Source organism: Bradyrhizobium sp. (assembly GCF_004799445.1).
GTDB lineage: Bacteria > Pseudomonadota > Alphaproteobacteria > Rhizobiales > Xanthobacteraceae > Bradyrhizobium.
Genome location: NZ_SSNA01000202.1, coordinates 69,820 through 90,935, shown reverse-complemented (window position 1 = coordinate 90,935; position 21,116 = coordinate 69,820). Strand labels below are relative to the sequence as shown.

Genomic DNA, 21,116 nt, shown 5'->3' with positions numbered 1-21,116 from the left:
GTGCCGCGAGGCGGCATGCGTCGATCCCACGCGATCAAGTCGCGCGGCAGCAAACGGCGCCGTGACGCCGTTCAGACCTGAGTTCGAGGCGGATGTTCGGGAGGCGGGTAGCCGAGGCGATCGGGCCCGGAATCGTTCTTCGGGAGAGCCATATCATCCGAAGCGGTAATCAGGGGACTAAAAACGGCCGCCAGTATGCCTGTGAAGCATTTCGAGGCGCAGGCCGCCATAAACAAGCACTTGTCACAACCGACCGGCGCTGGGGCCTCGGGCGGACAGCAGGGCATGTCGTTTGCCATCTCATCCGTCGTCGCCGACGATGACAGTTCATCCGCCATGGCCTGCATCGAGGCATCGGAGGACGTCGCCGCCATGACAGGCCGGGAAACTGGAGCCAATGCCAAGCCGGCGATCACGAGGACCGCGAGCAGCCGGCGTATGGCAAGGCTTCGTTTCACAGAGCTGATTTCTCACAAACTTGGGCCGATAGAAAGCTCTAATTGAATATCAGGTGAATCCCGTCCGCATTGATCCGTATCAAATTCCTGCCAGCGGTTTGGTTCACCTATCTATCAGAGCGGCCAATCACCGCCATCAATTCGGATATCTTCTGCCGCTGATCGGCCTTGTTGCCGCTTGTGATCGCGTGTTCGACGCAATGCGACACATGATCTTGCAGCACTTCTTCCTCAACGCGCCGGAGCGCGGCGCGCACCGCGGAAATCTGCGTGACGATATCGATGCAGTAGCGATCCTCATCCACCATCTTGGACAGGCCGCGGACCTGGCCTTCGATCCGGCTGAGACGTTTTTGACAGGAAGTCTTGATGTCATTTCGCATAGCGCCTATATACCCCTACCGGGTATAGGTTGCAAGCGGCACGATGGAGAATTCAATGACCACGACCGAAAACGGAAATCCAGGCGGCGCTTCCAAGGGTTCCGGCTGCGGCTGCTCGTCCCAGGCCACGGCCACTCAACCCGAGGAAACGGCGAAGGCGGGATGCTGCGGCGGCGGCCATGATCATTCTGCCCATGGCCATGATGGCCAGCAGTCCGGCAGCAAGGCCGCCGTACGTGACCCCGTCTGCGGAATGACTGTCGATCCCGCGACCAGCCAACACCGGTTCGACTTCGGCGGCGAAACCTTTCATTTCTGCTCGGCCGGCTGCCGAACCAAATTCGCCGCCGATCCGAAGGCATATCTCGACAACAGCGAGCCGACAGCCGCCGCGCCGGAGGGCACGGTCTACACCTGCCCGATGCATCCGCAGATCCGTCAGGTCGGTCCCGGAAGCTGTCCGATCTGCGGCATGGCACTGGAGCCCGAGGTGGCCAGCCTGGATGCGCCGCCCAATCCCGAATTGGCCGACATGACGCGGCGCTTCTGGATCGGCCTCGTACTTTCGCTGCCTGCGGTTGTCCTGGAAATGGGCGGTCATCTCGTTGGCGGTCACGGCTGGGTCGATCCGACCCTGTCGAACTGGATTCAGCTGGTGTTCGCGACACCCGTTGTGATCTGGGCGGGCTGGCCGTTCTTCGTCCGTGGCTGGCAATCGCTGCTGACCCGCAATCTCAACATGTTCACCCTGATCGCCATGGGCACAGGTGTGGCCTATGGATACAGCCTGATTGGGACGATCGCGCCCGACATCTTTCCGGCGACCTTCCGCGGCCATGGCGGCGCGGTTGCCGTTTACTTTGAAGCTGCCGCTGTCATCACGGTTCTGGTTCTGCTGGGCCAGGTTCTCGAACTGCGCGCCCGCGAGGCGACCTCCGGGGCGATCAAGGCGCTTCTGCAACTGGCGCCCAAAACCGCCCGCCGCATCGGCGAGGATGGCGCCGACCATGAAGTCCAGATCGAGAGCCTGAAGGTGGGTGATCGATTGCGCGTCCGGCCGGGAGAAAAAGTGCCGGTGGACGGCGTCATCCTTGAAGGCCGCTCCTCGCTCGACGAGTCCCTGGTGACCGGCGAATCCATGCCCGTCACCAAGGAAGTGGACGGCAAGGTGATCGCGGGGACGCTCAACCAATCCGGCGGCTTTGTGATGCGCGCCGACAAGGTCGGGCGCGATACCCTGCTTTCGCAGATCGTCAAGATGGTGGCGGAGGCGCAGCGCTCGCGCGCGCCGATCCAGCGGCTGGCCGACCAGGTTTCCGGCTGGTTCGTGCCCGTCGTGATCGTCGCGGCGCTGATCGCCTTTGGCGCCTGGGCCTGGTTCGGACCGGAACCCCGATTGGCATTCGGCCTGGTCGCCGCCGTCAGCGTGCTGATCATCGCCTGCCCCTGCGCGCTCGGCCTCGCCACGCCGATGTCGATCATGGTTGGCGTCGGGCGCGGGGCGCAAGCCGGCGTGCTGATCAAGAACGCCGAGGCGCTGGAGCGCATGGAAAAGATCGACACCCTGGTGGTCGACAAGACGGGAACGCTGACCGAGGGCAAACCGAAGGTCGTTTCTATCGTTCCGGCGGCGGGATTTGACGAGAACGAGATCCTGCGGCTGGCCGCCAGCGTCGAGCGCGCCAGCGAGCATCCTCTCGCCGATGCGATCGTGCGAAGCGCGAAGGAGCGCAATCTGGATTTCGGCAAGGTCGAAGAATTCGATTCGCCGACCGGCATGGGCGCGACCGGCAAGGTCGACGGCAAGACTATCCTGCTCGGCAACTCGAACTTCCTGAGCTCGCTCGGGATCGAAACCCAATCGCTGAACGAGCGAGGCGAGCGCCTGCGCGGCGATGGCGCCACCGTCATCAATATCGCAATCGACGGCAAGCTGGCGGGGCTGTTCACCATCGCCGATCCCGTTAAGGCGTCGACGCCGGACGCGCTGAAGGCGCTGGCAGCCGAAGGCATCAAGGTCATCATGCTGACCGGCGACAACCGGACCACGGCAAATGCGATCGCACGACAACTCGGAATCGACGATGTCGAGGCCGAGGTCCTGCCCGATCAGAAGAGCGCCGTTGTCGCCAGGCTGCAGAAAGCCGGGCGGATCGTCGCCATGGCCGGAGATGGCGTCAACGACGCCCCGGCGCTGGCCGCCGCGGAAGTCGGCATCGCCATGGGCACCGGCACCGACGTCGCCATGGAGAGCGCCGGCATTACCCTGCTCGGAGGCGACCTGGGCGGCATCGTTCGCGCACGCCGGCTGTCGCAGGCCACCATGAGCAACATCCGGCAGAATCTGTTCTTCGCGTTCATCTACAACGCCGCCGGGATTCCTATCGCCGCGGGCATCCTCTATCCCAGCTTCGGTATCCTGCTCTCACCGATCATTGCCGCGGCGGCGATGGCGCTGTCGTCGGTGAGCGTCGTCGGCAATGCCTTGCGCCTGCGCGTGACGCGGCTGTGATTGGGCCCACCGCGCGCTCTTGCCGAACCCACCGGCCGTGTCTAGCTCTCGTGAGAGGCTACGCTTTAGGATAAAACCATCATGCTGGATGCCGCCATCAAGGCGCTGTCGCAAATCCTGTCGCCGCCGATGCGCTCGATTCTGTGGCGATCGGTCGGGCTTGCCTTGGTATTGATCGTGGTGCTGGCGATCGGCCTGCAACGGCTGTTGAGCTGGTTTGCGACCTCCGGGGAAGGCTGGGCCGAGGCGATGCTGGGCCCCGGCTTCCAGACGCCGCTCAACATCCTTTCCTGGATCGTCTCGATCGCCGCCGGTCTCGGCGTCGTGTTCGGCGCCGTCATGCTGATGCCCGCGATCACCTCGCTGGTGGCGAGCGTGTTCGTCGACGAGGTCGCCGACCATGTCGAGCGCGAGCATTATCCGGCCGAGCGTCCCGGCACGGCATTGCCGTTCGGCCTCGCCATGACCGAGGGCGTCAAGACCGCGCTGCTGACCATCCTGGTCTATCTGATCGCTTTGCCGTTCGTATTCATCGCCGGCGCCGGCTTCCTGGCGTTCTTCATCGCCACCGCGTGGCTGTTGGGGCGGGAATATTTCGAGCTCGCGGCGATGCGGTTTCGACCCCCCGAGGAAGCCAAGGCGATGCGCAAGGACAACGCCGCCACGATTTTCACCGCCGGCCTGATCATCGCGGCCTTTGTCTCGATCCCGATCGTCAATCTGGCGACGCCATTGTTCGGCATGGCGTTTATGGTCCACATGCACAAGCGCCTGAGCGGGCCACGGCCGGAACTGATCGAGCCTTCGCGCAAGACCGGATTGCCGGTGGCGTGACCTCTCTCACAGTGAGAAACACGTTACGAAGCGACGAGCGGTGCGGGCGGCATTTTCGAGATTGGCCCCTTAACGGACATGACGCGAATGCACCTAAATCGGCGCGAATGACCCGAAAAGGTCATGGTGGTCATCCCGCTCGACCTCGGCATTTGGCGATACGGCATCATGTCTAGTTCATTTTGTTCCTGCTATATGTTGCATAAGTTGGCCAAGAGTATTATACATCTTCTTCGGAGAAGTAATTGAAGGAGATGTGCCAATGCTCGATAAGCCCAAACCGGAACACGCACCCTCTAGTGCGGCAGAATCTGCTGATCTTCTTACTAGAATTGTCGATTTTGGCAGGGAAGTCCTGGCCCCATCGCCGCACACTCCGCGCACTAACCTCGCGCACTGGGGCGAGGGATGCAAACCATACGTGGTGGCCTCAGACTTACCCGGCGTCCTTTCCAACATTGCCCGCTTCGGCGAGGAAGTTGAAAAGAGCCGTGCGCTGCAGAAGCGACTGGCCTATGCGCGATCTTGGTATGCGTATCAGGATGACGAAGGACAGTGGCGGTTCGGACCATCGAAGTTTGTAGGCTATGACAGAATGACCGCTGAGGGATATATCGACACAGCGGAGGATCGCGATGGACGTCGGACCGAAGCGCAGCTTCAGCAGTGGTTCACAGCGGTTGACCCGGAGTCCGAACTTGGCACCCAACTGAGTTCAGCCCTTTACGGATTCCTAGCTAGCTACGGTAAGGCTCCCAGCACAAAGATGCGGATCAACGTTCCTAACGACGTGCACGAAAAGCATTCCGGTGCGACCGCGTCAGACCCACATGACATATTGGTGGCTACACTCATCGCCGCCGCTAAAACGCTTCCGCCATCACATTTAGAAAAACTCCGGGCGAACCTTTTCGGACGCTGATAACCACCGGACCCAACGTCCTGCGCTGGTGCCGTTTGTTCGCGGTGTTGTTTTCGCTTGAAGATACCTCAGTTTCTTGGCCGCTTCGACGCGGAGATGTCGCCTATTGGGCACTTTTCGGACCTCACGCAATGTCCGGAATGCGCACGAAGGCGGACGTCCGCCGACCACTCTGAATTTATCGGTTCAAGCCCCGGTCAATGCGCCACCAGCGGGCAGCCGCCCTCCGCCAATGGGCGAAACGCCTGATCGCCCGGGATGGTGGCGAGGATCTTGTAATAATCCCAGGGTCCTTTGGATTCCGACGGCGTTTTCACCTGCGCAAAATACATGTCGTGAACCAGACGGCCGTCCTCGCGCAGATGTCCGTTCCTGACGTAGAAGTCGTTGACCGGCCGCTCGCGCATCTTCGCCATCACCGCCTTGGCCTCGTCGGTGCCGGCGGCGGCAATGGCAGCGAGATAATGGCGGATCGCCGAATAGACGGCGGCCTGAGGCATGGTCGGCATCCGGCCCTGCCGCTCAAAGAAACGCTTCGACCATGCGCGGGTTTCCTCGTCGCGATCCCAGTAGAACGCGGTGACGAATTTCAAACCCTGCGCCGCCTGAAGCTCCATGCTGTGCACATCGGAAATGAAAACCAGCAGCGAGACGATGGTCTGGTTTTTCGTCAGGCCGAACTCGTTGGCCTGCTTGGTGGCGTTGACCATGTCGCCGCCGCCATTGGCGAAGGCCACCACCTTAGCGCCGGAGGCCTGCGCCTGCAGCAGATAGGAACTGAAATCCGCGGTGTTGAGGGGATGACGGACGCTGCCGAGCACCTTGCCGCCGGCGGCCTTGACCGCGGCGGTCGCATCGGCCTCCAGCGAATGGCCGAAGGCGTAATCGACGGTGATGAAGAACCAGGTATCGCGCCCTTCGGCCACGATCGCCTTCGCAAGGCTCGTGGTGAGCGCGTAGCTGTCGTAGATCCAGGATGCCTCGGTCGGCGTGCAGGACTTGCCGGTAAAGGCGGTGCTGCCCACGGCGCCGGCAATCGCGATCCGGTTTTTATCGGCGGCGAGCTGCTCGACCGCAAGGGCTACGGCCGAATGGTCAAATCCGATCGCCATGTCGACCTTGCCGACCTCGAACCATTCCCGCGCGACGGCGGCGCCGACGTCGGACTTGTTCTGATGATCGGCGACCACGATCTCGACCGGCTTGCCGAGTACGGTGCCCCCGGCATCCTCCACCGCCATCCGCGCGGCCACGACGGAGCCCGGGCCTCCGAGATCGGCATAGAGGCCCGATTGATCGTTGAGCACGCCGATTTTGACGACATTGTCGGAGATCTGCGCGCGCGCACCCGTCATCCCAAGGCTCACGGCGGCCAAAGCCGAACCAAGCACAATTTCAAGCACAAGCCGAAATCGCATGGTGTCCTCCCCCTTATACGCGGCCCTTGATTGAGGCCTTGGCGCGCATGCGGAGCGTAAGCTCGGCCTTATCCGGGCACAAGGTGGCGAGCGACGGGAGCGTGCCGATCAGCGCTTCACGGGAGCCGCGTCTTCGCGCGCGCTTTGAGGGACGTTGCCCATCCTTCGGGATGCCTCGCCAGCGCGGCGCTTGAGGATGGGATTTCACACCGTCTTCTCCGGCCAGCGGCAGAGATCGTTGATCAGGCAGACTTCGCAGCGTGGCTTGCGGGCGAGGCAGGTGTAGCGGCCGTGCAGGATCAGCCAGTGGTGGGCGTGCAGCATGAATTCGGCCGGGATCACCCGCTCAAGGCCGAGTTCGACCTCGAGCGGCGTATTCCCTGGCGCCAGCCCGGTGCGATTGGCGACGCGAAACACGTGGGTATCCACCGCCATGGTGTGCTCGCCGAACGCCATGTTGAGCACGACATTGGCGGTCTTGCGCCCGGCGCCCGGCAACGATTCGAGCTCGGCGCGGGTGCGCGGCACTTCGCCGCCGAACTCAGCGATCAATTTTTCCGACAGCGCGATGACGTTCCTCGCCTTGTTGCGGTAAAGCCCGATGGTCCTGATGTAGTCGCGCACTTTCTCCTCGCCGAGCGCCAGCATCTTTTGCGGCGTGTCGGCGACCTCAAACAAAGCGCGCGTCGCCTTGTTGACGCCGGCATCGGTCGCCTGTGCCGACAGCACCACCGCAACCAGCAGCGTGAAGGGATTGAGGTGTTCGAGCTCGCCCTTCGGCTCGGGATTGGCTTTGCGAAAGCGGCTGAAGGCCTCGCGGACTTCAGTCGAAGTCCATGGCTTTGGTTTGTTTGCCGCCGCGCGCGATGGCCCCGATTTGGTCGTGGCCTTTGCGGCTGCTTTACCGCGCTTCGGCATAGCCGCCGCGCGCGGCTTGGAGTTCCCGGCGCGCTTGGCCACGCCTGACTTCGATTTGGGCAGAGGTCTGCGGGTGATTTTCGACATCTTCCGGGTATACTGACCCGCAATGACCGCAGGCAATGATTTTGATCCGGAAGAGGCGCCGGAAATATTCTCCGCGCTGCTGACGCCGCACCGCTCGCTCAATCGCACCGGCTTTCTGGTGGTGATGGCGTTTGTCAGCGTGATCAGTTTCGCGGCGGGCCTCGCCTTCCTGCTGATGGGCGCCTGGCCGGTGCTCGGCTTTTTCGGCCTCGATCTTTTGGCTATCTACTGGGCGTTCCGGGTCAATTTCCGCCGCGCCAAAGCGAGCGAGGAAATCCTGGTGACGCCGTCCGAACTTCGCGTTCGCCGGGTCAGCCACCGCGGCCATGTGGTCGAATTCGTGCTCAATCCGCTGTGGGTGCAGCTCGATCGCGAAATCCACGCCGAATTCGGCATCGAGAAGCTTTATCTGGTTTCAAAAGGCCGCCGCTTCGCCGTCGCAAGCTTCCTGGGTCCGGACGAAAAAGCAAGCTTTGCCAAGGCTTTATCGGAAGCCCTGCGGGCCGCCCGGCGTGGCCCGAGCTATAATCCTGTGGTGTGAGTCGTTTTCTGACGCGTTTTCTTTGCGCGAACCGGTACCCACTTCGCTTGAAAACGCTACGTGAATGGAAGTCGGGAATCGGGTGGTTTGAACCCAGCCGCCGGCCTACATCCATGGCATGATGAACCTTGCCATGAATGACGACATGAACCTCGCAATCCACGATCGGCACCTGACCGGCCCGGGATCCCAGAACGCCGCGCTTCGCGACTATGATTCGGTGCGGCGCGCCATCGCCTTCATCTCGGAGCACTGGCGCGCGCAACCGACCATCGAATCGATGGCGGATGCGGCCGGCGTCACGCCCGACGAGCTGCACCATTTGTTTCGCCGCTGGGCCGGGCTGACGCCAAAAGCCTTCATGCAGGCGCTGACGCTCGACCATGCCAAGGGCCTGTTGCGCGATTCCGCCAGCGTGCTCGACGCCGCGCTCGACTCCGGACTTTCAGGCCCGGGGCGGCTGCACGATCTGTTCGTCACCCATGAGGCGATGTCGCCGGGCGAATGGAAGAACGGCGGCGCCGGCATGACGCTGCGGTTTGGATTTCATCCGTCCCCGTTCGGCACGGCGATCGTGATCGCCAGCGGGCGCGGGTTGGCCGGTCTGGCGTTTGCCGATCCCGGCGAGGAGCCGGCGGCGCTCGCCGACATGCAGCGGCGCTGGCCGCGCGCGACCTATATCGAGGACCGTGCCGCGACCGCCGGCCTGGCGCTGCGCATCTTCGATACAAAGCTCTGGCGGGCGGACCAGCCGCTGCGCGTCGTCCTGATCGGCACCGATTTCGAGGTCCGGGTGTGGGAGACGCTGCTGAAAATCCCGATGGGCCGCGCGGTCTGCTATTCCGACATCGCGGCCAGGATCAAAAGCCCCAAGGCGTCACGCGCGGTCGGGGCTGCGGTCGGCAAGAATCCGATCTCCTTCGTGGTTCCCTGCCACCGCGCGCTCGGCAAGAGCGGCGCGCTGACCGGCTATCACTGGGGCATCACCCGCAAGCAGGCGATGATCGGCTGGGAAGCCGGCCAGGTTGGGGTGCATTAGGACTATTCGTCATTCCGGGATGGTCCGAAGGACCAGACCCGGAATCTCGAGATTCCGGGTTCGATGCTTCGCATCGCCCCGGGATGACGGCAAGCATCACCGATCCAGCCTTTTCCACATGAAGGCGGTGTCGCAAGGCCGGCCATCGGGAAACAGCGCATAATCCGGAACGATCCCGCTCTGCGTCCAGCCGGCGCGGAGGTAGAGCCGGTGGCCATTTTCGCCGGGAACGGTATCGAGCACGAGAAGCCAGCGGCCGCACCGCCGCGCTTCCTCCTCCACCTCTGCCATCAACGCCGCGCCGATGCCGCGGCCGCGCGCGGAGCGATGCACCAGCATTTTCTGGATGTCGGCGCGGTGCGGCTGGTTAGGCGGCGTATCGAGGCCGAGCTGCACGGTGCCTACGATGGTGCCGTCGAGCCTGGCCGCCAGCAACACGGTGTCGCCTGCGGCGACCGAGCGCTCGACCTTGCGGAAAAAGCCCAGCGCGGAATCGCGCGAGAACGGCGACATGAAGCTGACGCTGGCGCCGCCCTCGACACAGTCGACCAGCACATCGGCCAGCTGCTCCAGCGCCGGCTGCGCGACCGGCGCCGAAAGCGAAATGATCTCCGCGCCGGCGCTCACGCCGCCAGATCGAGCTTCGAGGCGACCGTGGAATCCGCGTTCAGCCGGTAGATGATGGGAACGCCGGTCGCCAATTCGCGCGCCAGAATGCCTTCCGGCGAAAGCTTTTCCAGCACCATGATCAGCGCGCGCAGCGAATTGCCATGGGCCGCGACCAGGGTGCGCTCGCCGCGCAGCACGCACGGCAGGATCTCCTGCACGTAATAAGGCAGCGTCCGCGCCAGCGTGTCCTTCAGGCTTTCGCCGCCGGGCGGCGGCACGTCATAGGAACGGCGCCAGACGTGCACCTGTTCCTCGCCCCATTTCTTGCGGGCTTCGTCCTTGTTGAGGCCGGACAGATCGCCGTAGTCGCGCTCGTTGAGCGCCAGGTGCCTGCGAACCGGAATGCCGCTCTGGCCAAGCTCGGCGAGCGTCAGGTCCAGCGTGTGCTGCGCGCGCAGAAGCGCCGAGGTGAAGGCGATGTCGAACGACAACCCCTGCGCCTTCAGCTTGCGGCCGGCATCCTTGGCTTCGGTAATCCCCTTCTCCGTCAGGTCGGGATCCTTCCAGCCGGTGAAGAGATTTTTCAGATTCCATTCGCTCTGGCCGTGACGCACCAGCACAAGAAGTCGATCGCTCATTTCCAGGTTTCCGTTCGAATCGAGATATTCAGACTCTTTGTTTGAGCATGATCTTTTCGGAAAACCGGTTCCCACTTTTCCGGATCATGCTCTAGAAATCGCCGAGCCCGAGCACATCGGCCATCGCGTACAGTCCGGCCTTCTTGCCGCGTGCCCACAGCGCGGCCTTGATGGCGCCCTGCGCGAACATCGTGCGGTCCTCGGCCCGGTGCGTCAGTTCGATGCGCTCCATGGGGCCCGCGAAGATCACGCTGTGATCGCCGGTGACGGTGCCGCCGCGCAGGGATGCAAAACCGATGTCGCCGATCCGGCGCGCGCCGGTGACGCCGTCGCGTCCGCGCGCCGAATGCGCCTCGAGCGCAATCTTGCGGCCGGCGGCGGCGGCCTCGCCCAGCATCAAGGCGGTGCCCGACGGCGCATCGATCTTGGCGCGGTGATGCATTTCCAGGATCTCGATGTCGAAGCCCTCGTCCAGCGATTGCGCCACCCGCTTCACCAGCGCCGCCAGCAGATTGACGCCGAGGCTCATATTGCCCGACTTGACGACGATGGCGCGCGAGGTGACGCTCTTGATCACGGCGTCGTCCGATCCCGAGAGCCCGGTGGTGCCGATGATGTGCACGATGCCGCGCTCGGCGGCGATGGCGACGTTGGCGATAGTCGCGGCCGGCACGGTGAAGTCGAGGATGCCATCCGCATTGGCCGACATGGTCCACAGGTCCGCCGACAGCTGGACGCCATTGGCGGGCAGGCCCGCCAGCACGCCGGCATCCTTGCCCAGCAGTTCAGAACCGGGTGCCTCCAGCGCGCCGGCCAGCACCGCGCCTTTGGTCTCGGAGATGACGCGTGTCAGCGCGCGGCCCATCCGGCCGCCGGCTCCCGCAACGATCAAGCGCATGTCGGACATTTTTCAGACCTCACCCAAGCCGTATAACCGGGGCGGGCAGTTCCGGCAACCGATCGGGCGTTACCCACCGTCATGGCGGGCGTCGTCCCGAAAGGGCAGACGGCACTTTACGGCTGCGGCCCGTCATAGCCCTCGATGATCACGAGATCGCTCTCGGCATGGGGACTGCGCAGCGCGACCAGGCGGACATATTCGGGTGAATTATAGCAGGCGATCGCGGTCTCGTAGTCCTTGAACTCCAGCACCACGTTGCGCGCGCGCGACGAGCCTTCCTTGGGCACATGCTTGCCGCCGCGGACCAGAAATTTGGCGCCGAATTTTGCAAATACCGCGCCGTTCTGCGCGACATAGTCCTTGTAGCCGTCCATGTTGTGAACATCGATACGCGCAATCCAGTAGCCTTTCGCCATCTTGCGCTTCTCCTTTTTGTTCAGCCCAGCGCCTGTGCGATCTCGGCCTGGATGGCCTCGGCCGCCGCCTTGGGATCGGCGGCTTCCACCACCGGCCGCCCGACCACCAGATAATCCGCGCCGGCCGCAATGGCGCGCTGCGGCGTCATGATCCGCTTCTGGTCGCCGCTCGGGGTGCCCGCCGGCCGGATGCCGGGGGTCACGAGACTCATGCTGCGACCCACGATCTGGCGCAAGGCGACCGCCTCTTCGGGCGAGCACACCAGCCCATCGACGCCGAGCGCCTGTGCCTGCCGGGCGCGGGCCTCGACCAGATCGGAGACCGAAAGGCGATAGCCCGCGGCTTGCAGATCGGCATCGTCATAGGAGGTCAGCACGGTGACGGCGAGGATTTTCAGGTCCGACCCCGCGCGCGCTTCCACCGCCGCCTTCATGGTCTGCGGATAGGCGTGCACGGTCAGGAATGTCGCGCCGAGGGCAGCGAGGCTCTCGACGCCGCGCGCCACCGTGTTGCTGATGTCGTGCAGCTTGAGATCGACGAACACTTTCTTGCCGTTCTCGGTCAGCTGACGGACCAGCGAAAGTCCGCCCGCGTAAGCGAGCTGATAGCCGATCTTGTAGAACGTGACACTGTCGCCGAGCCGGGCAATCATCGCTTCCGCGGGCGCCGTGCCGGGCAGATCGAGCGCCACGATCAGGCGGTCGCGGGGAGCGATGGTCGATGGCTGCATGTCACCTCACATCAGGCGCTGGGAAAATTCGATCAACTGCCGCACCAGCGCGCCGAGCGCCTCGATATCGGCCGGATGTTTCAACCTGTCCATATCATCATAGGCTTCCGACGCGAATGACAGCGCGAGCTGGTTCGGAATCACCATGGCATGGCAGGCGGACAGGATCAGGCGCAGCGCCGCCAGCGACCGCGTTCCGCCGAGCCGGTTGTCCGAAGCCGCCGCGATCGCAAACGCACGCTCGCGAAACACCTGGCCGCGGGTTTCGTGCGGGTCCTGCACGCGGCTTACCCAGTCGATGGCATTCTTGACCAGCGGCGGCACCGATGCGTTGTATTCCGGCGTCACGATCAGGACGCCATGATGGACGCCGATCATGCGCTTGAGATTGACCGCGTTCTTCGGCACGCCGGATCTGGTCTGCAAGTCACCGTCATAAATCGGCAGCGGAAAATCGGCGAGCGATATGCGTGAGACCTCGACGCCGGCCTGCGCGAATTGGTCCGCGGCGGCCGCCGCCAGCCTCGCATTGAGCGAGCCGGTGCGGAGCGAACCTGGGATCACGAGGATTTTCAGCGCGGACATGGTCTAAATCGGTTCAGGACGAACCCTCCGCACGGCGAAGGGTCAGTGCTTCCGATACACCCAGACGCGGGCCGGCGGAAGGTTCATCCAGATGCGCTCGGAAGCTTCCGTGGAGACGCCCGGCAGCGACTTCGGGATCGGCGGCGCGACCGAATAGGTGAACTGCACGAACGGCGCACCCGGCGCCAGCGCCAGGAAGGCATCGCGAATCAATTTCAGGCGCGTCAGCATCGGCTTGGTGACGAGCGGCAGGCCGGACACGACCGCCGATGCCGGCGTGTTCAGCACGTTCCACAGCGAGTCGCGCAACGCATAGGCGTCGCCCTGCACCACCTTGGCGAGCGGATAGCGATCGCGCAGCAGCGCGCAGAAGCCTGGATTATATTCGACCAGTACCAGACGCTTCTGATCGACGCCGCGCTCGATCAGCGCGTTGGTGATCGCGCCGGTGCCGGGCCCAAGCTCGACGACCGGGCCGGTGGAATCGATGTCGACATACTGGGCCATGGTGCGCGCCAGCACCCGTCCCGAAGGCATCACGGCGCCCATGTGCAGCGGCTTCTCGATCCATGAACGAAGAAAACGCACCTCATCGTCGAGACGAGGAGGCTTTTTCAACGCACGCACGGACGATTGCAGAGGCATGTCGCTACCAGGCGGGACCGCGCTCAGGCGGCAGTGTCAGAAAATAGTCATAAAGACGTATAGGTAGCAGGCGATACGGTCAAGCAAAACGCGCTTCAGCTATTGGCGCGGGTGCCGAAGAAGTCCTTGACCTTGGTGAAGAAACCCGCAGCCTCGGGCTGGGTTGCACCGGAGGATAATTTTTCGAACTCGGCCAGCAATTCCTGCTGCTTCTTGGTCAGATTCTGCGGCGTTTCGACCGCGACCTGGACGTACATGTCGCCGGTCTGTCGCGAGCGGAGCACCGGCATCCCCTTTGATGCAATGCGAAAGCGCCGGCCGGACTGGGTTCCCGAAGGTATCTTCACCTTGGTCTTGCCTTTGTCGATGGTCGGCACCTCGAACTCACCCCCGAGCGCCGCCGTCACCATCGAGATCGGCACACGGCAATGCAGATCGGCGCCGTCGCGCTGGAAGAACTCGTGGCTGGCGAGCGACAGGAAGATATAGAGGTCGCCGGGCGGCCCGCCGCGGACACCCGCCTCGCCTTCGCCGGCCAGCCGGATCCGCGTCCCGTCTTCGACACCTTGGGGGATATTGACCGACAGGTTCCGCTCGCGCGTCACCCGCCCGGAGCCCACACATGAAGGGCACGGGTCTTCGATCATCTGGCCGCGGCCCTGGCAGCCCGGGCAGGTTCGCTCCAGCGTGAAAAATCCCTGGGCCTGCCGCACCCGTCCCGCCCCGCCGCACATCGCGCAGGTCTTCGGCTTGGTGCCGGCCTTGGCGCCGGTGCCCGAACAGGATTCGCAGGTGACCGAAACCGGAATCTCGATCTGGGCGGTCTTGCCGAGGTAGGCTTCCTCCAGCGTGATTTCCATGTTGTAACGCAAGTCGGCGCCGCGCTCGCGCCCGCCGCCGCGTCCGCGCTGCCCGGCCATGCCGAACAGGTCTTCGAAAATATCCGAAAATGACGAGGCAAAGCCGGCGCCGAAGCCGGGACCCCCGCCGCCGCCCTGCTCGAACGCCGCATGGCCGAACCGGTCATAGGCGGCGCGCTTGTCGCCGTCTTTCAGGACTTCGTAGGCTTCGTTGATTTCCTTGAAGCGGATTTCACTGCTGGCATCGCCCGGATTCTTGTCCGGATGCCATTTCATAGCGAGCTTGCGGAAGGCCGCCTTGAGTTTGGATTCGTCCGCGTTCCGCTCGACTTCAAGGGTTTCGTAATAGCAGCGCTTGGTGGACATCCGTCAAACCCGCCCGAAGTTCATCCTGATCCCGAAGCAATGCGGCTCACACAATGCCGCCTCCGGCTTAACGAAAAATGACCCCCATCCTTCGAGACGCGACCTGCGTGCCCGCCGGAATGAGGGTCATGATGTCAGCCTTTAAGCAGACTTCTTGTTGTTCTTGTCGTCGTCGACCTCGGTAAACTCCGCGTCGACCACGTCGTCCTTTGCCGCATCCTTGGCCGCGTCGCTCTCGGCCTGCTGCTTGTACATCGCCTCGCCGAGCTTCATCGAAGCCTGGGCCAGCGTGTTGGTCTTGGTCTTGATCGCCTCGGCATCCTCGCCCTTCAGCGCTTCCTTCAAGTCGCTCACCGCGTCCTCGATGGCGCGGCGCTCGCCTTCCGCGATCTTCGCGCCATGCTCGGCCAGCGCCTTCTCGGTGGAATGCACCAGCGCGTCGGCGTGGTTCTTGGCGTCGACCGCCTCACGGCGCTTCTTGTCCTCGGCGGCGTTGGCCTCGGCGTCCTTGACCATCTTCTGGATGTCGGCCTCAGACAGACCGCCGGATGCCTGGATCCGGATCTGCTGTTCCTTGCCGGTCGCCTTGTCCTTCGCCGACACGTTGACGATGCCGTTGGCGTCGATATCGAAGGTCACCTCGATTTGCGGCATGCCGCGCGGCGAGGGTGGAATACCCATCAGATCGAACTGGCCAAGCACCTTGTTGTCGGCCGCCATTTCACGCTCGCCCTGGAAGACGCGGATGGTGACGGCGTTCTGGTTGTCCTCGGCGGTCGAGAACACCTGGCTCTTCTTGGTCGGGATCGTGGTGTTGCGATCAATGATGCGGGTGAACACGCCGCCCAGCGTCTCGATGCCGAGCGACAGCGGCGTCACGTCGAGCAGCAGCACGTCCTTGACGTCGCCCTGCAGCACGCCGGCCTGGATCGCGGCACCAATGGCCACGACTTCGTCGGGGTTGACGCCCTTGTGCGGCTCCTTGCCGAACAGCTGCTTCACCACTTCCTGGACCTTCGGCATGCGGGTCATGCCGCCGACCAGCACCACTTCGCCGATCTCGCCGGCGGTGAGGCCGGCATCCTTCAGCGCCTTGCGGCAGGGCTCGATGGTCTTCTGGACGAGATCGTCGACCAGCGCTTCGAACTTGGCGCGCGTCAGCTTCATCGTCAGATGCTTCGGCCCGGTCTGATCGGCGGTGATGAACGGCAGATTGATTTCGGTCTGGGTGGTCGAGGACAACTCGATCTTGGCCTTTTCGGCGGCCTCTTTCAGCCGCTGCAAGGCAAGCTTGTCGTTGCGCAGGTTGATGCCCTGCTCCTTCTGGAATTCATCGGCCAGATAGCTGACCAGCCGCATGTCGAAGTCTTCGCCGCCCAAAAACGTATCGCCATTGGTCGACTTCACCTCGAACACGCCGTCGCCGATCTCGAGGATCGAGACGTCGAAGGTACCGCCGCCGAGGTCGTACACCGCGATGGTGCCGGATTTCGACTTGTCGAGACCGTAGGCTAGGGCGGCCGCGGTCGGCTCGTTGATGATGCGCAGCACTTCAAGGCCGGCGATCTTGCCGGCGTCCTTGGTGGCCTGACGTTGCGCGTCGTTGAAATAGGCGGGAACGGTGATGACGGCCTGATCGACCTTCTGGCCGAGATGGGCTTCCGCGGTTTCCTTCATCTTCTGCAGAATGAAAGCGGAGACCTGCGAGGGCGAATAGGTTTTGCCGTCGGCTTCGACCCAGGCATCGCCATTGGACGCCTTGACGATCTTGTAGGGGACGAGCTTCTTGTCCTTTTCGACCATCGGATCGTCGTAGCGGCGGCCGACAAGGCGCTTGACCGCAAAGAAGGTCCGCTCGGGATTGGTCACTGCCTGACGCTTGGCGGGCTGGCCGACCAGGCGCTCACCATCGTCGCTAAAGGCGACGATCGAGGGGGTCGTTCGCATACCCTCGGCGTTTTCGATGACTTTCGCTGTCTTGCCATCCATTACGGCGACGCACGAATTCGTGGTGCCGAGATCGATCCCAATGACCTTTCCCATGGTCCTCATATCCTTCTTTTTGCGGCAGGTTGGCTGGGCCCTGACGGCGCACCAATCCAAACCCCCAACGATCAAATACTCGCGATATTGCGACGGTGAGCCTCATATAGGAGGGGGGGCAGGGCCTGCAAGGAGGCCGACGCAACCTTGGGCCGCGAAAACCCTAAACCTTGAAAGATAGTGTCGGCTTCAGGCCTCAAGACCGGCCCCGCCGGGCAAGACCCGGTGGCCGAAACGCCATCACGGCGCCGCTGTTGCCGGGGCGGCAAAACCGTTAAAAGCAAGCCGACCGATCAAGGGTCCCACAAGGGACGGGCGACCCGCCCACCACCGAACCGCCGCAATGCGAACCCAGTAGATTGCCGATGAAGCACATTCGACTCCTTGCCGCGCTGGCTCTGCTCGTCACCCTTGTTAGCCCCGCCCTCGCCGCGGAGGCGGTTTTTCCGCCTGGCGTCCGGGTCGGGATGGTCCCCCTGGTGGGCCTCTCCCGCGCAAAGACATTCATCGGATTTGAAACCGAGGATGAAAGCGTCAAGGTCCTGGTCGCGGAGCTGCCGCCCGAGGCCTATGGCGAGGTCATGAATGCCTTCAAGGCCAATCCGGCGGGCACCGGCGGCATCAAGCCCGAGAGCATCGAGACCGCGGCGGGGACCGCCTACTACACCGCCGAAAACGCCAAGAACGGCGCCAGCATCGTGCGGCGTTATTCGATGATCCTGTCGGGCGGCACCTTCTCCGGCTATGTCGCCGTGCAAGTCCCCGAAAACGCCAGCAAGATTTACACCGATGACGCCGTTCGGCAGATGTTCGCGTCGGCGGTGATCCGCAAGGAGGTTCCGGTCGAGGAGCAATTGGGGTTGATGCCCTTCAAGGTCAGCGATCTCAGCGACTTCAAGCATGTCCGCACCCTGGCGCCGAACGCCGGTATTCTTCTCGCCGACGGCGATGAAAAGACCGGCTTCGAGGCCGCGCCCTTCATGGTGATTGGCCTGATGGGATCCGCGCCGACGCAGCCGGAGGATCGCGGCCGCTACGCCGAGCAGGCTGCAAGGTCGATTCCCGGCGTGCGCAACTGGCGCATTACGATGTCCGAACCGGTCCGTATCGACGGCATGGCCGGATATGAAACACGTCTCGATGCGACCAGCGGCAAGGACAATACGCCGGTCACCGTGGTGCAGTGGCTGCGGTTCGGTGGCGGCCAGAACTCCTTGCGCATCATTGGCAGCGCCCCGCGCGACGAATGGACGAAAGCATTTCCGCGCTTTCGCGCCGTGCGCGATGGAATTCAGCCGCAGTGAGCCGGTAATCTGGTCACCTGTTGCCGAAGATTCGATCAGGGGGAATCGGCTGGGCTCCTTTACGATCGCTCGCCGACCTGATTTGCTGGCGCAGTTCTGACAGGGGAGATCCGACATGCTGGACCGTAGGCAGGTACTTGCAAGCCTGGGCACGATGGCGCTCACGGCGATTGCTTCTAGAGCGCTATGGGCGGCAGCCCCGCTCAAGATTGACGATAGCTCGGCGCTTCTGGTCATCGATGTTCAAAACTGTTTCCTGCCCGGCGGCAGCCTCGCCGTGAAGGACGGCGATCAGGTCGTCCCTGTCATCAACCGGCTCGCAAAAGGTTTCGCCAATGTCGTGATGACGCAGGACTGGCACACCGCGGGCCATGTCTCGTTCGCCTCATCCCATGCCGGCAAGAAGCCGTTCGAAACCATCGATCTTTCCTATGGCAAGCAGGTGTTGTGGCCCGATCACTGCGTGCAGGGAACCGACGGCGCCTCGCTCTCGAAGGACCTGTCGATACCGCAGGCGGAGCTCGTCATTCGCAAGGGATACCACAAGGACGTCGACAGCTATTCGGCCTTCACCGAAGCCGACGGCAAGACCACGACCGGGCTTGCCGCCTATCTCAAGGCGCGCAAGCTGCAGCGCCTCTTCATCGCCGGGCTGGCGACCGATTTCTGCGTCGCATGGACGGCGATGGATGCACGCAAGGCCGGCTTCGAGGCCTATGTCGTCGAAGATGGCTGCCGCGGCATCGACACCCAGGGCTCGCTGGCCAAGGCCTGGGCGGATATGGCGAAGGCCGGCGTCAAGCGCATCCAGTCGAGCGACATCGCGGTTTAGAGCCGATGTCTTTTTGATTGAATCGGTCTGTCAGCGGGCTCAATTCACCTCTCGCATCATCATCCAGCACCGCGCTTCGCCGCGATGACGCCTCAGGTCTACCCGGGCGCGCCGGCTTTCGCGCCGCCCTTGGACACCGCCACAAGCGCCGGCCGCAGCACGCGCTCGCCGATCATGTAGCCGGCCTGCACGACCTGCACGACCGTGCCCGGGGCAACCGAAGCGTCGGGGACTTCGTACATCGCCTGCTGAAAATTCGGATCAAATTTTTCGCCTGCGGGATCGAATTTCTTGACGCCGTTTTTCTCCAGCGCGTTGAGCAACGACCGCTCGGTCAACTCGACGCCTTCGATCAGCGCCTTCAGAATCGGGTCGGCCGATTCCCGGGTCTCGGCCGGAACCGCATCGAGCGCCCGCTGCAGATTGTCGGCGATGTCGAGCACGTCGCGGGCGAATCCGGTGATGCCATAGATTCGCGCATCGGCGACCTCTTTCGCGGTCCGCTTGCGCAGGTTTTCCATTTCCGCCAGCGTCCGCAGCATCTTGTCACGGGATTCCGCGGCTTCCTTGGCCAGCGCTTCGACCGATCCCTCTTCGGGATCGTCGGGCATGATGTAGGGTTTTGAGACCACGGGCTCGCCGGTCTGTGCGGCGTTCCCCGCGTCATCATTCGGCCGGTTCGGATCGGTCATGGGTTGCCTTCTCGAAAAATCGCCTTGCATGGGGTCAATTTGGGATTTGCTGGCCCGGATATCGTGCTTTGGGCGCCGAAAATCAAGCGCTCATAGCCCGGCCCAGCTGGGATTACCCACCCAGCATTCGGCTGACGATGCGCGCCGCATAATCGACCGTCGGTATCACCCTTGCATAGTTGAGCCGGGTCGGCCCGATGACGCCGAGAACGCCGACGATATGACCGGCGGCGTCGCTATAGGGCGCGATGATCGTGGAAGAGCCGGACAGCGAAAACAGCTTGTTCTCCGATCCGATGAAAATCCGCACGCCTTCGGCGCGCTCGGCGCGGCCGAGAAGATCGATCACGCCGCGCTTGGTCTCGAGGTCGTCGAACAGCAGCCTGACGCGCTCGAGGTCTTCGAGCGCGTGCAGGTCTTCCAGCAGATTGGCATGACCGCGCACGATCAGCTGCCGGTCGTCGGTTTCGCCGCCGGACCAACTCGCGATCCCCGCGGCGATCACCTTCTGCGTCAGCTGATCGAGCTCGGCGCGGTTTTGCGTCAACGCGGTTTCAAGCTCAAGGCGCGCTTCTGCCAGCGTCCGCCCCCTGATTCGCGCATTGAGAAAATTGGTGGCTTCCGTCAGCGCCGACGAGGGAACGCCCGGCGGCAGCGTCAGCACCCGGTTTTCGACCTGACCGTCCTCGCCAACCAGCACCACCAGCGCGCGCTCCGGCTCCAGCCGCACGAATTCGATATGCTTCAGCCGCGAATTGGATTTCGCCGTCAGCACCACGGCCGCGGCCCGGGTGAGACCGGAAAGCCGCGTCAGCGCTTCGCCGAGGGCGGCCTCGACCGATTGCGCCTTGCCGACCGAGGCAAGCTGGGTCTGGATCGACTGCCGCTCCGGTTCGGTGAGATCGCCGACCTGCATCAGGGCGTCGACGAAAAACCGCAAGCCGAATTCGGTCGGCAGCCGCCCCGCCGATGTATGCGGCGCGTAAATCAGGCCGAGCGCCTCGAGATCGGCCATCACATTGCGCACCGACGCCGGCGACAGCGGCACGGCGATCAGGCGCGAAATGTTGCGCGAACCGACGGGTTCGCCGGTCGCGAGGTAACTCTCGACGATTTGACGAAATATGTCGCGCGAACGCTCGTTGAGCTGGGCGAGCCCGGCATGCGACGCGATCAGGCCAATCGGTTCGTGGTGGGCCAAAGGGAACCTCCTGACAACCGACCCTAATCTGTCCATCTTGGAGGCCGGTGACAAGGCGGCAGTGGCCGTAAAAGGAGGCCCTCAGGCTGGGCCGGGGATCGACCAAGGGCCTTGCCGCTGCCCGTTCCCGCACCTACAAGCACCGCCAGCCCTATCCCTTGCTGAATTTTGGAGGATTGCC

The 21,116-nt window shown here is 63.4% G+C and carries 22 protein-coding genes; 8 read left to right on the top strand and 14 right to left on the bottom strand.

Translation table 11 applies throughout. From position 1 onward, the window contains the following. The first annotated feature begins 195 nt into the window (after nucleotides 1-195). Nucleotides 196-504, top strand: a complete 309-nt coding sequence (locus E8A46_RS26285; RefSeq protein WP_291567443.1) for a hypothetical protein — start codon at nucleotides 196-198, stop codon at nucleotides 502-504. Between the two features lie 61 nt (nucleotides 505-565). Here the strand turns inward: E8A46_RS26285 and E8A46_RS26280 are convergent, their stop codons facing one another. Beyond that, a complete protein-coding gene (locus E8A46_RS26280; RefSeq protein WP_291567440.1) occupies nucleotides 566-841 on the bottom strand; it encodes a metal-sensitive transcriptional regulator in 276 nt (91 codons plus the stop codon). Between the two features lie 55 nt (nucleotides 842-896). Here E8A46_RS26280 and E8A46_RS26275 point away from each other — a divergent pair, with 55 nt between their 5' ends. The 3 genes from E8A46_RS26275 (at nucleotide 897) to E8A46_RS26265 (ending at nucleotide 5,109) form a co-directional block, all read left to right on the top strand. Beyond that, complete coding sequence (locus tag E8A46_RS26275; protein ID WP_291567437.1) at nucleotides 897-3,353, top strand: heavy metal translocating P-type ATPase; 2,457 nt, start codon at nucleotides 897-899, stop codon at nucleotides 3,351-3,353. A gap of 81 nt (nucleotides 3,354-3,434) precedes the next feature. Continuing rightward, nucleotides 3,435-4,187, top strand: a complete 753-nt coding sequence (locus E8A46_RS26270; protein WP_291567435.1) for a sulfate transporter family protein — start codon at nucleotides 3,435-3,437, stop codon at nucleotides 4,185-4,187. Between the two features lie 262 nt (nucleotides 4,188-4,449). After that, nucleotides 4,450-5,109, top strand: a complete 660-nt coding sequence (locus tag E8A46_RS26265; protein ID WP_291567433.1) for a hypothetical protein — start codon at nucleotides 4,450-4,452, stop codon at nucleotides 5,107-5,109. Between the two features lie 197 nt (nucleotides 5,110-5,306). Here E8A46_RS26265 and E8A46_RS26260 read toward each other — a convergent pair whose 3' ends face one another. Further along, the gene (locus E8A46_RS26260) at nucleotides 5,307-6,527 is read right to left on the bottom strand and encodes an ABC transporter substrate-binding protein (RefSeq protein ID WP_291567431.1); all 1,221 of its coding nucleotides are present in this window, start codon (nucleotides 6,525-6,527) and stop codon (nucleotides 5,307-5,309) included. 204 nt (nucleotides 6,528-6,731) lie between these two features. Continuing rightward, entirely contained in the window at nucleotides 6,732-7,532 is an 801-nt protein-coding gene (nth, locus tag E8A46_RS26255) for an endonuclease III (RefSeq protein WP_291567429.1), read from the bottom strand. 22 nt (nucleotides 7,533-7,554) lie between these two features. Here nth and E8A46_RS26250 point away from each other — a divergent pair, with 22 nt between their 5' ends. Next, nucleotides 7,555-8,073, top strand: coding sequence for a DUF2244 domain-containing protein (locus E8A46_RS26250; RefSeq protein ID WP_291567426.1), 519 nt, complete (start codon nucleotides 7,555-7,557; stop codon nucleotides 8,071-8,073). 145 nt (nucleotides 8,074-8,218) lie between these two features. After that, complete coding sequence (locus tag E8A46_RS26245) at nucleotides 8,219-9,112, top strand: bifunctional helix-turn-helix domain-containing protein/methylated-DNA--[protein]-cysteine S-methyltransferase (RefSeq protein WP_291567599.1); 894 nt, start codon at nucleotides 8,219-8,221, stop codon at nucleotides 9,110-9,112. A 96-nt stretch (nucleotides 9,113-9,208) separates the two neighbouring features. On the opposite strand, the gene E8A46_RS26240 is transcribed toward E8A46_RS26245, so the two are convergent. The 9 genes from E8A46_RS26240 to dnaK all read right to left on the bottom strand — a co-directional run bounded on the left by E8A46_RS26240 (nucleotide 9,209) and on the right by dnaK (nucleotide 16,906). Further along, on the bottom strand, nucleotides 9,209-9,739 hold the full coding sequence (locus E8A46_RS26240; RefSeq protein ID WP_291567424.1) for a GNAT family N-acetyltransferase: 531 nt from the start codon (nucleotides 9,737-9,739) through the stop codon (nucleotides 9,209-9,211). Further along, nucleotides 9,736-10,359, bottom strand: a complete 624-nt coding sequence (locus tag E8A46_RS26235; protein ID WP_291567421.1) for a 2,3-bisphosphoglycerate-dependent phosphoglycerate mutase — start codon at nucleotides 10,357-10,359, stop codon at nucleotides 9,736-9,738. Before E8A46_RS26235 ends, E8A46_RS26240 begins: the two co-directional genes overlap by 4 nt. Before the next feature lie 91 nt (nucleotides 10,360-10,450). Then, nucleotides 10,451-11,266, bottom strand: a complete 816-nt coding sequence (gene dapB / locus E8A46_RS26230; protein WP_291567419.1) for a 4-hydroxy-tetrahydrodipicolinate reductase — start codon at nucleotides 11,264-11,266, stop codon at nucleotides 10,451-10,453. A 107-nt stretch (nucleotides 11,267-11,373) separates the two neighbouring features. Further along, nucleotides 11,374-11,676 (bottom strand): DUF1330 domain-containing protein, encoded by a 303-nt coding sequence (locus tag E8A46_RS26225; RefSeq protein WP_291567417.1) that lies wholly within the window; start codon nucleotides 11,674-11,676, stop codon nucleotides 11,374-11,376. A 20-nt stretch (nucleotides 11,677-11,696) separates the two neighbouring features. Beyond that, entirely contained in the window at nucleotides 11,697-12,407 is a 711-nt protein-coding gene (pyrF, locus tag E8A46_RS26220) for an orotidine-5'-phosphate decarboxylase (protein ID WP_291567415.1), read from the bottom strand. A 6-nt stretch (nucleotides 12,408-12,413) separates the two neighbouring features. Then, nucleotides 12,414-12,992, bottom strand: a complete 579-nt coding sequence (locus E8A46_RS26215) for an NAD(P)H-dependent oxidoreductase (protein ID WP_291567413.1) — start codon at nucleotides 12,990-12,992, stop codon at nucleotides 12,414-12,416. 42 nt (nucleotides 12,993-13,034) lie between these two features. Next, complete coding sequence (locus E8A46_RS26210; protein WP_291567411.1) at nucleotides 13,035-13,637, bottom strand: rRNA adenine N-6-methyltransferase family protein; 603 nt, start codon at nucleotides 13,635-13,637, stop codon at nucleotides 13,035-13,037. Nucleotides 13,638-13,732: 95 nt separating this feature from the next. After that, nucleotides 13,733-14,863: a molecular chaperone DnaJ gene (gene dnaJ / locus E8A46_RS26205; protein ID WP_291567410.1), complete on the bottom strand. Its 1,131-nt coding sequence runs from the start codon at nucleotides 14,861-14,863 to the stop codon at nucleotides 13,733-13,735. A 141-nt stretch (nucleotides 14,864-15,004) separates the two neighbouring features. Beyond that, entirely contained in the window at nucleotides 15,005-16,906 is a 1,902-nt protein-coding gene (gene dnaK, locus E8A46_RS26200) for a molecular chaperone DnaK (RefSeq protein WP_291567408.1), read from the bottom strand. A 365-nt stretch (nucleotides 16,907-17,271) separates the two neighbouring features. Between dnaK and E8A46_RS26195 the strand changes: the two genes are divergently transcribed. Together E8A46_RS26195 and pncA are read left to right on the top strand one after the other, a co-directional pair. Beyond that, the gene (locus E8A46_RS26195; RefSeq protein WP_291567406.1) at nucleotides 17,272-18,210 is read left to right on the top strand and encodes a hypothetical protein; all 939 of its coding nucleotides are present in this window, start codon (nucleotides 17,272-17,274) and stop codon (nucleotides 18,208-18,210) included. 115 nt (nucleotides 18,211-18,325) lie between these two features. Next, nucleotides 18,326-19,042, top strand: a complete 717-nt coding sequence (gene pncA, locus E8A46_RS26190; protein WP_291567404.1) for a bifunctional nicotinamidase/pyrazinamidase — start codon at nucleotides 18,326-18,328, stop codon at nucleotides 19,040-19,042. Nucleotides 19,043-19,140: 98 nt separating this feature from the next. Here pncA and grpE read toward each other — a convergent pair whose 3' ends face one another. Then, nucleotides 19,141-19,734, bottom strand: a complete 594-nt coding sequence (grpE, locus tag E8A46_RS26185; protein WP_291567403.1) for a nucleotide exchange factor GrpE — start codon at nucleotides 19,732-19,734, stop codon at nucleotides 19,141-19,143. 112 nt (nucleotides 19,735-19,846) lie between these two features. Next, the gene (gene hrcA, locus E8A46_RS26180; protein ID WP_291567402.1) at nucleotides 19,847-20,935 is read right to left on the bottom strand and encodes a heat-inducible transcriptional repressor HrcA; all 1,089 of its coding nucleotides are present in this window, start codon (nucleotides 20,933-20,935) and stop codon (nucleotides 19,847-19,849) included. Nucleotides 20,936-21,116: the final 181 nt, after the last annotated feature.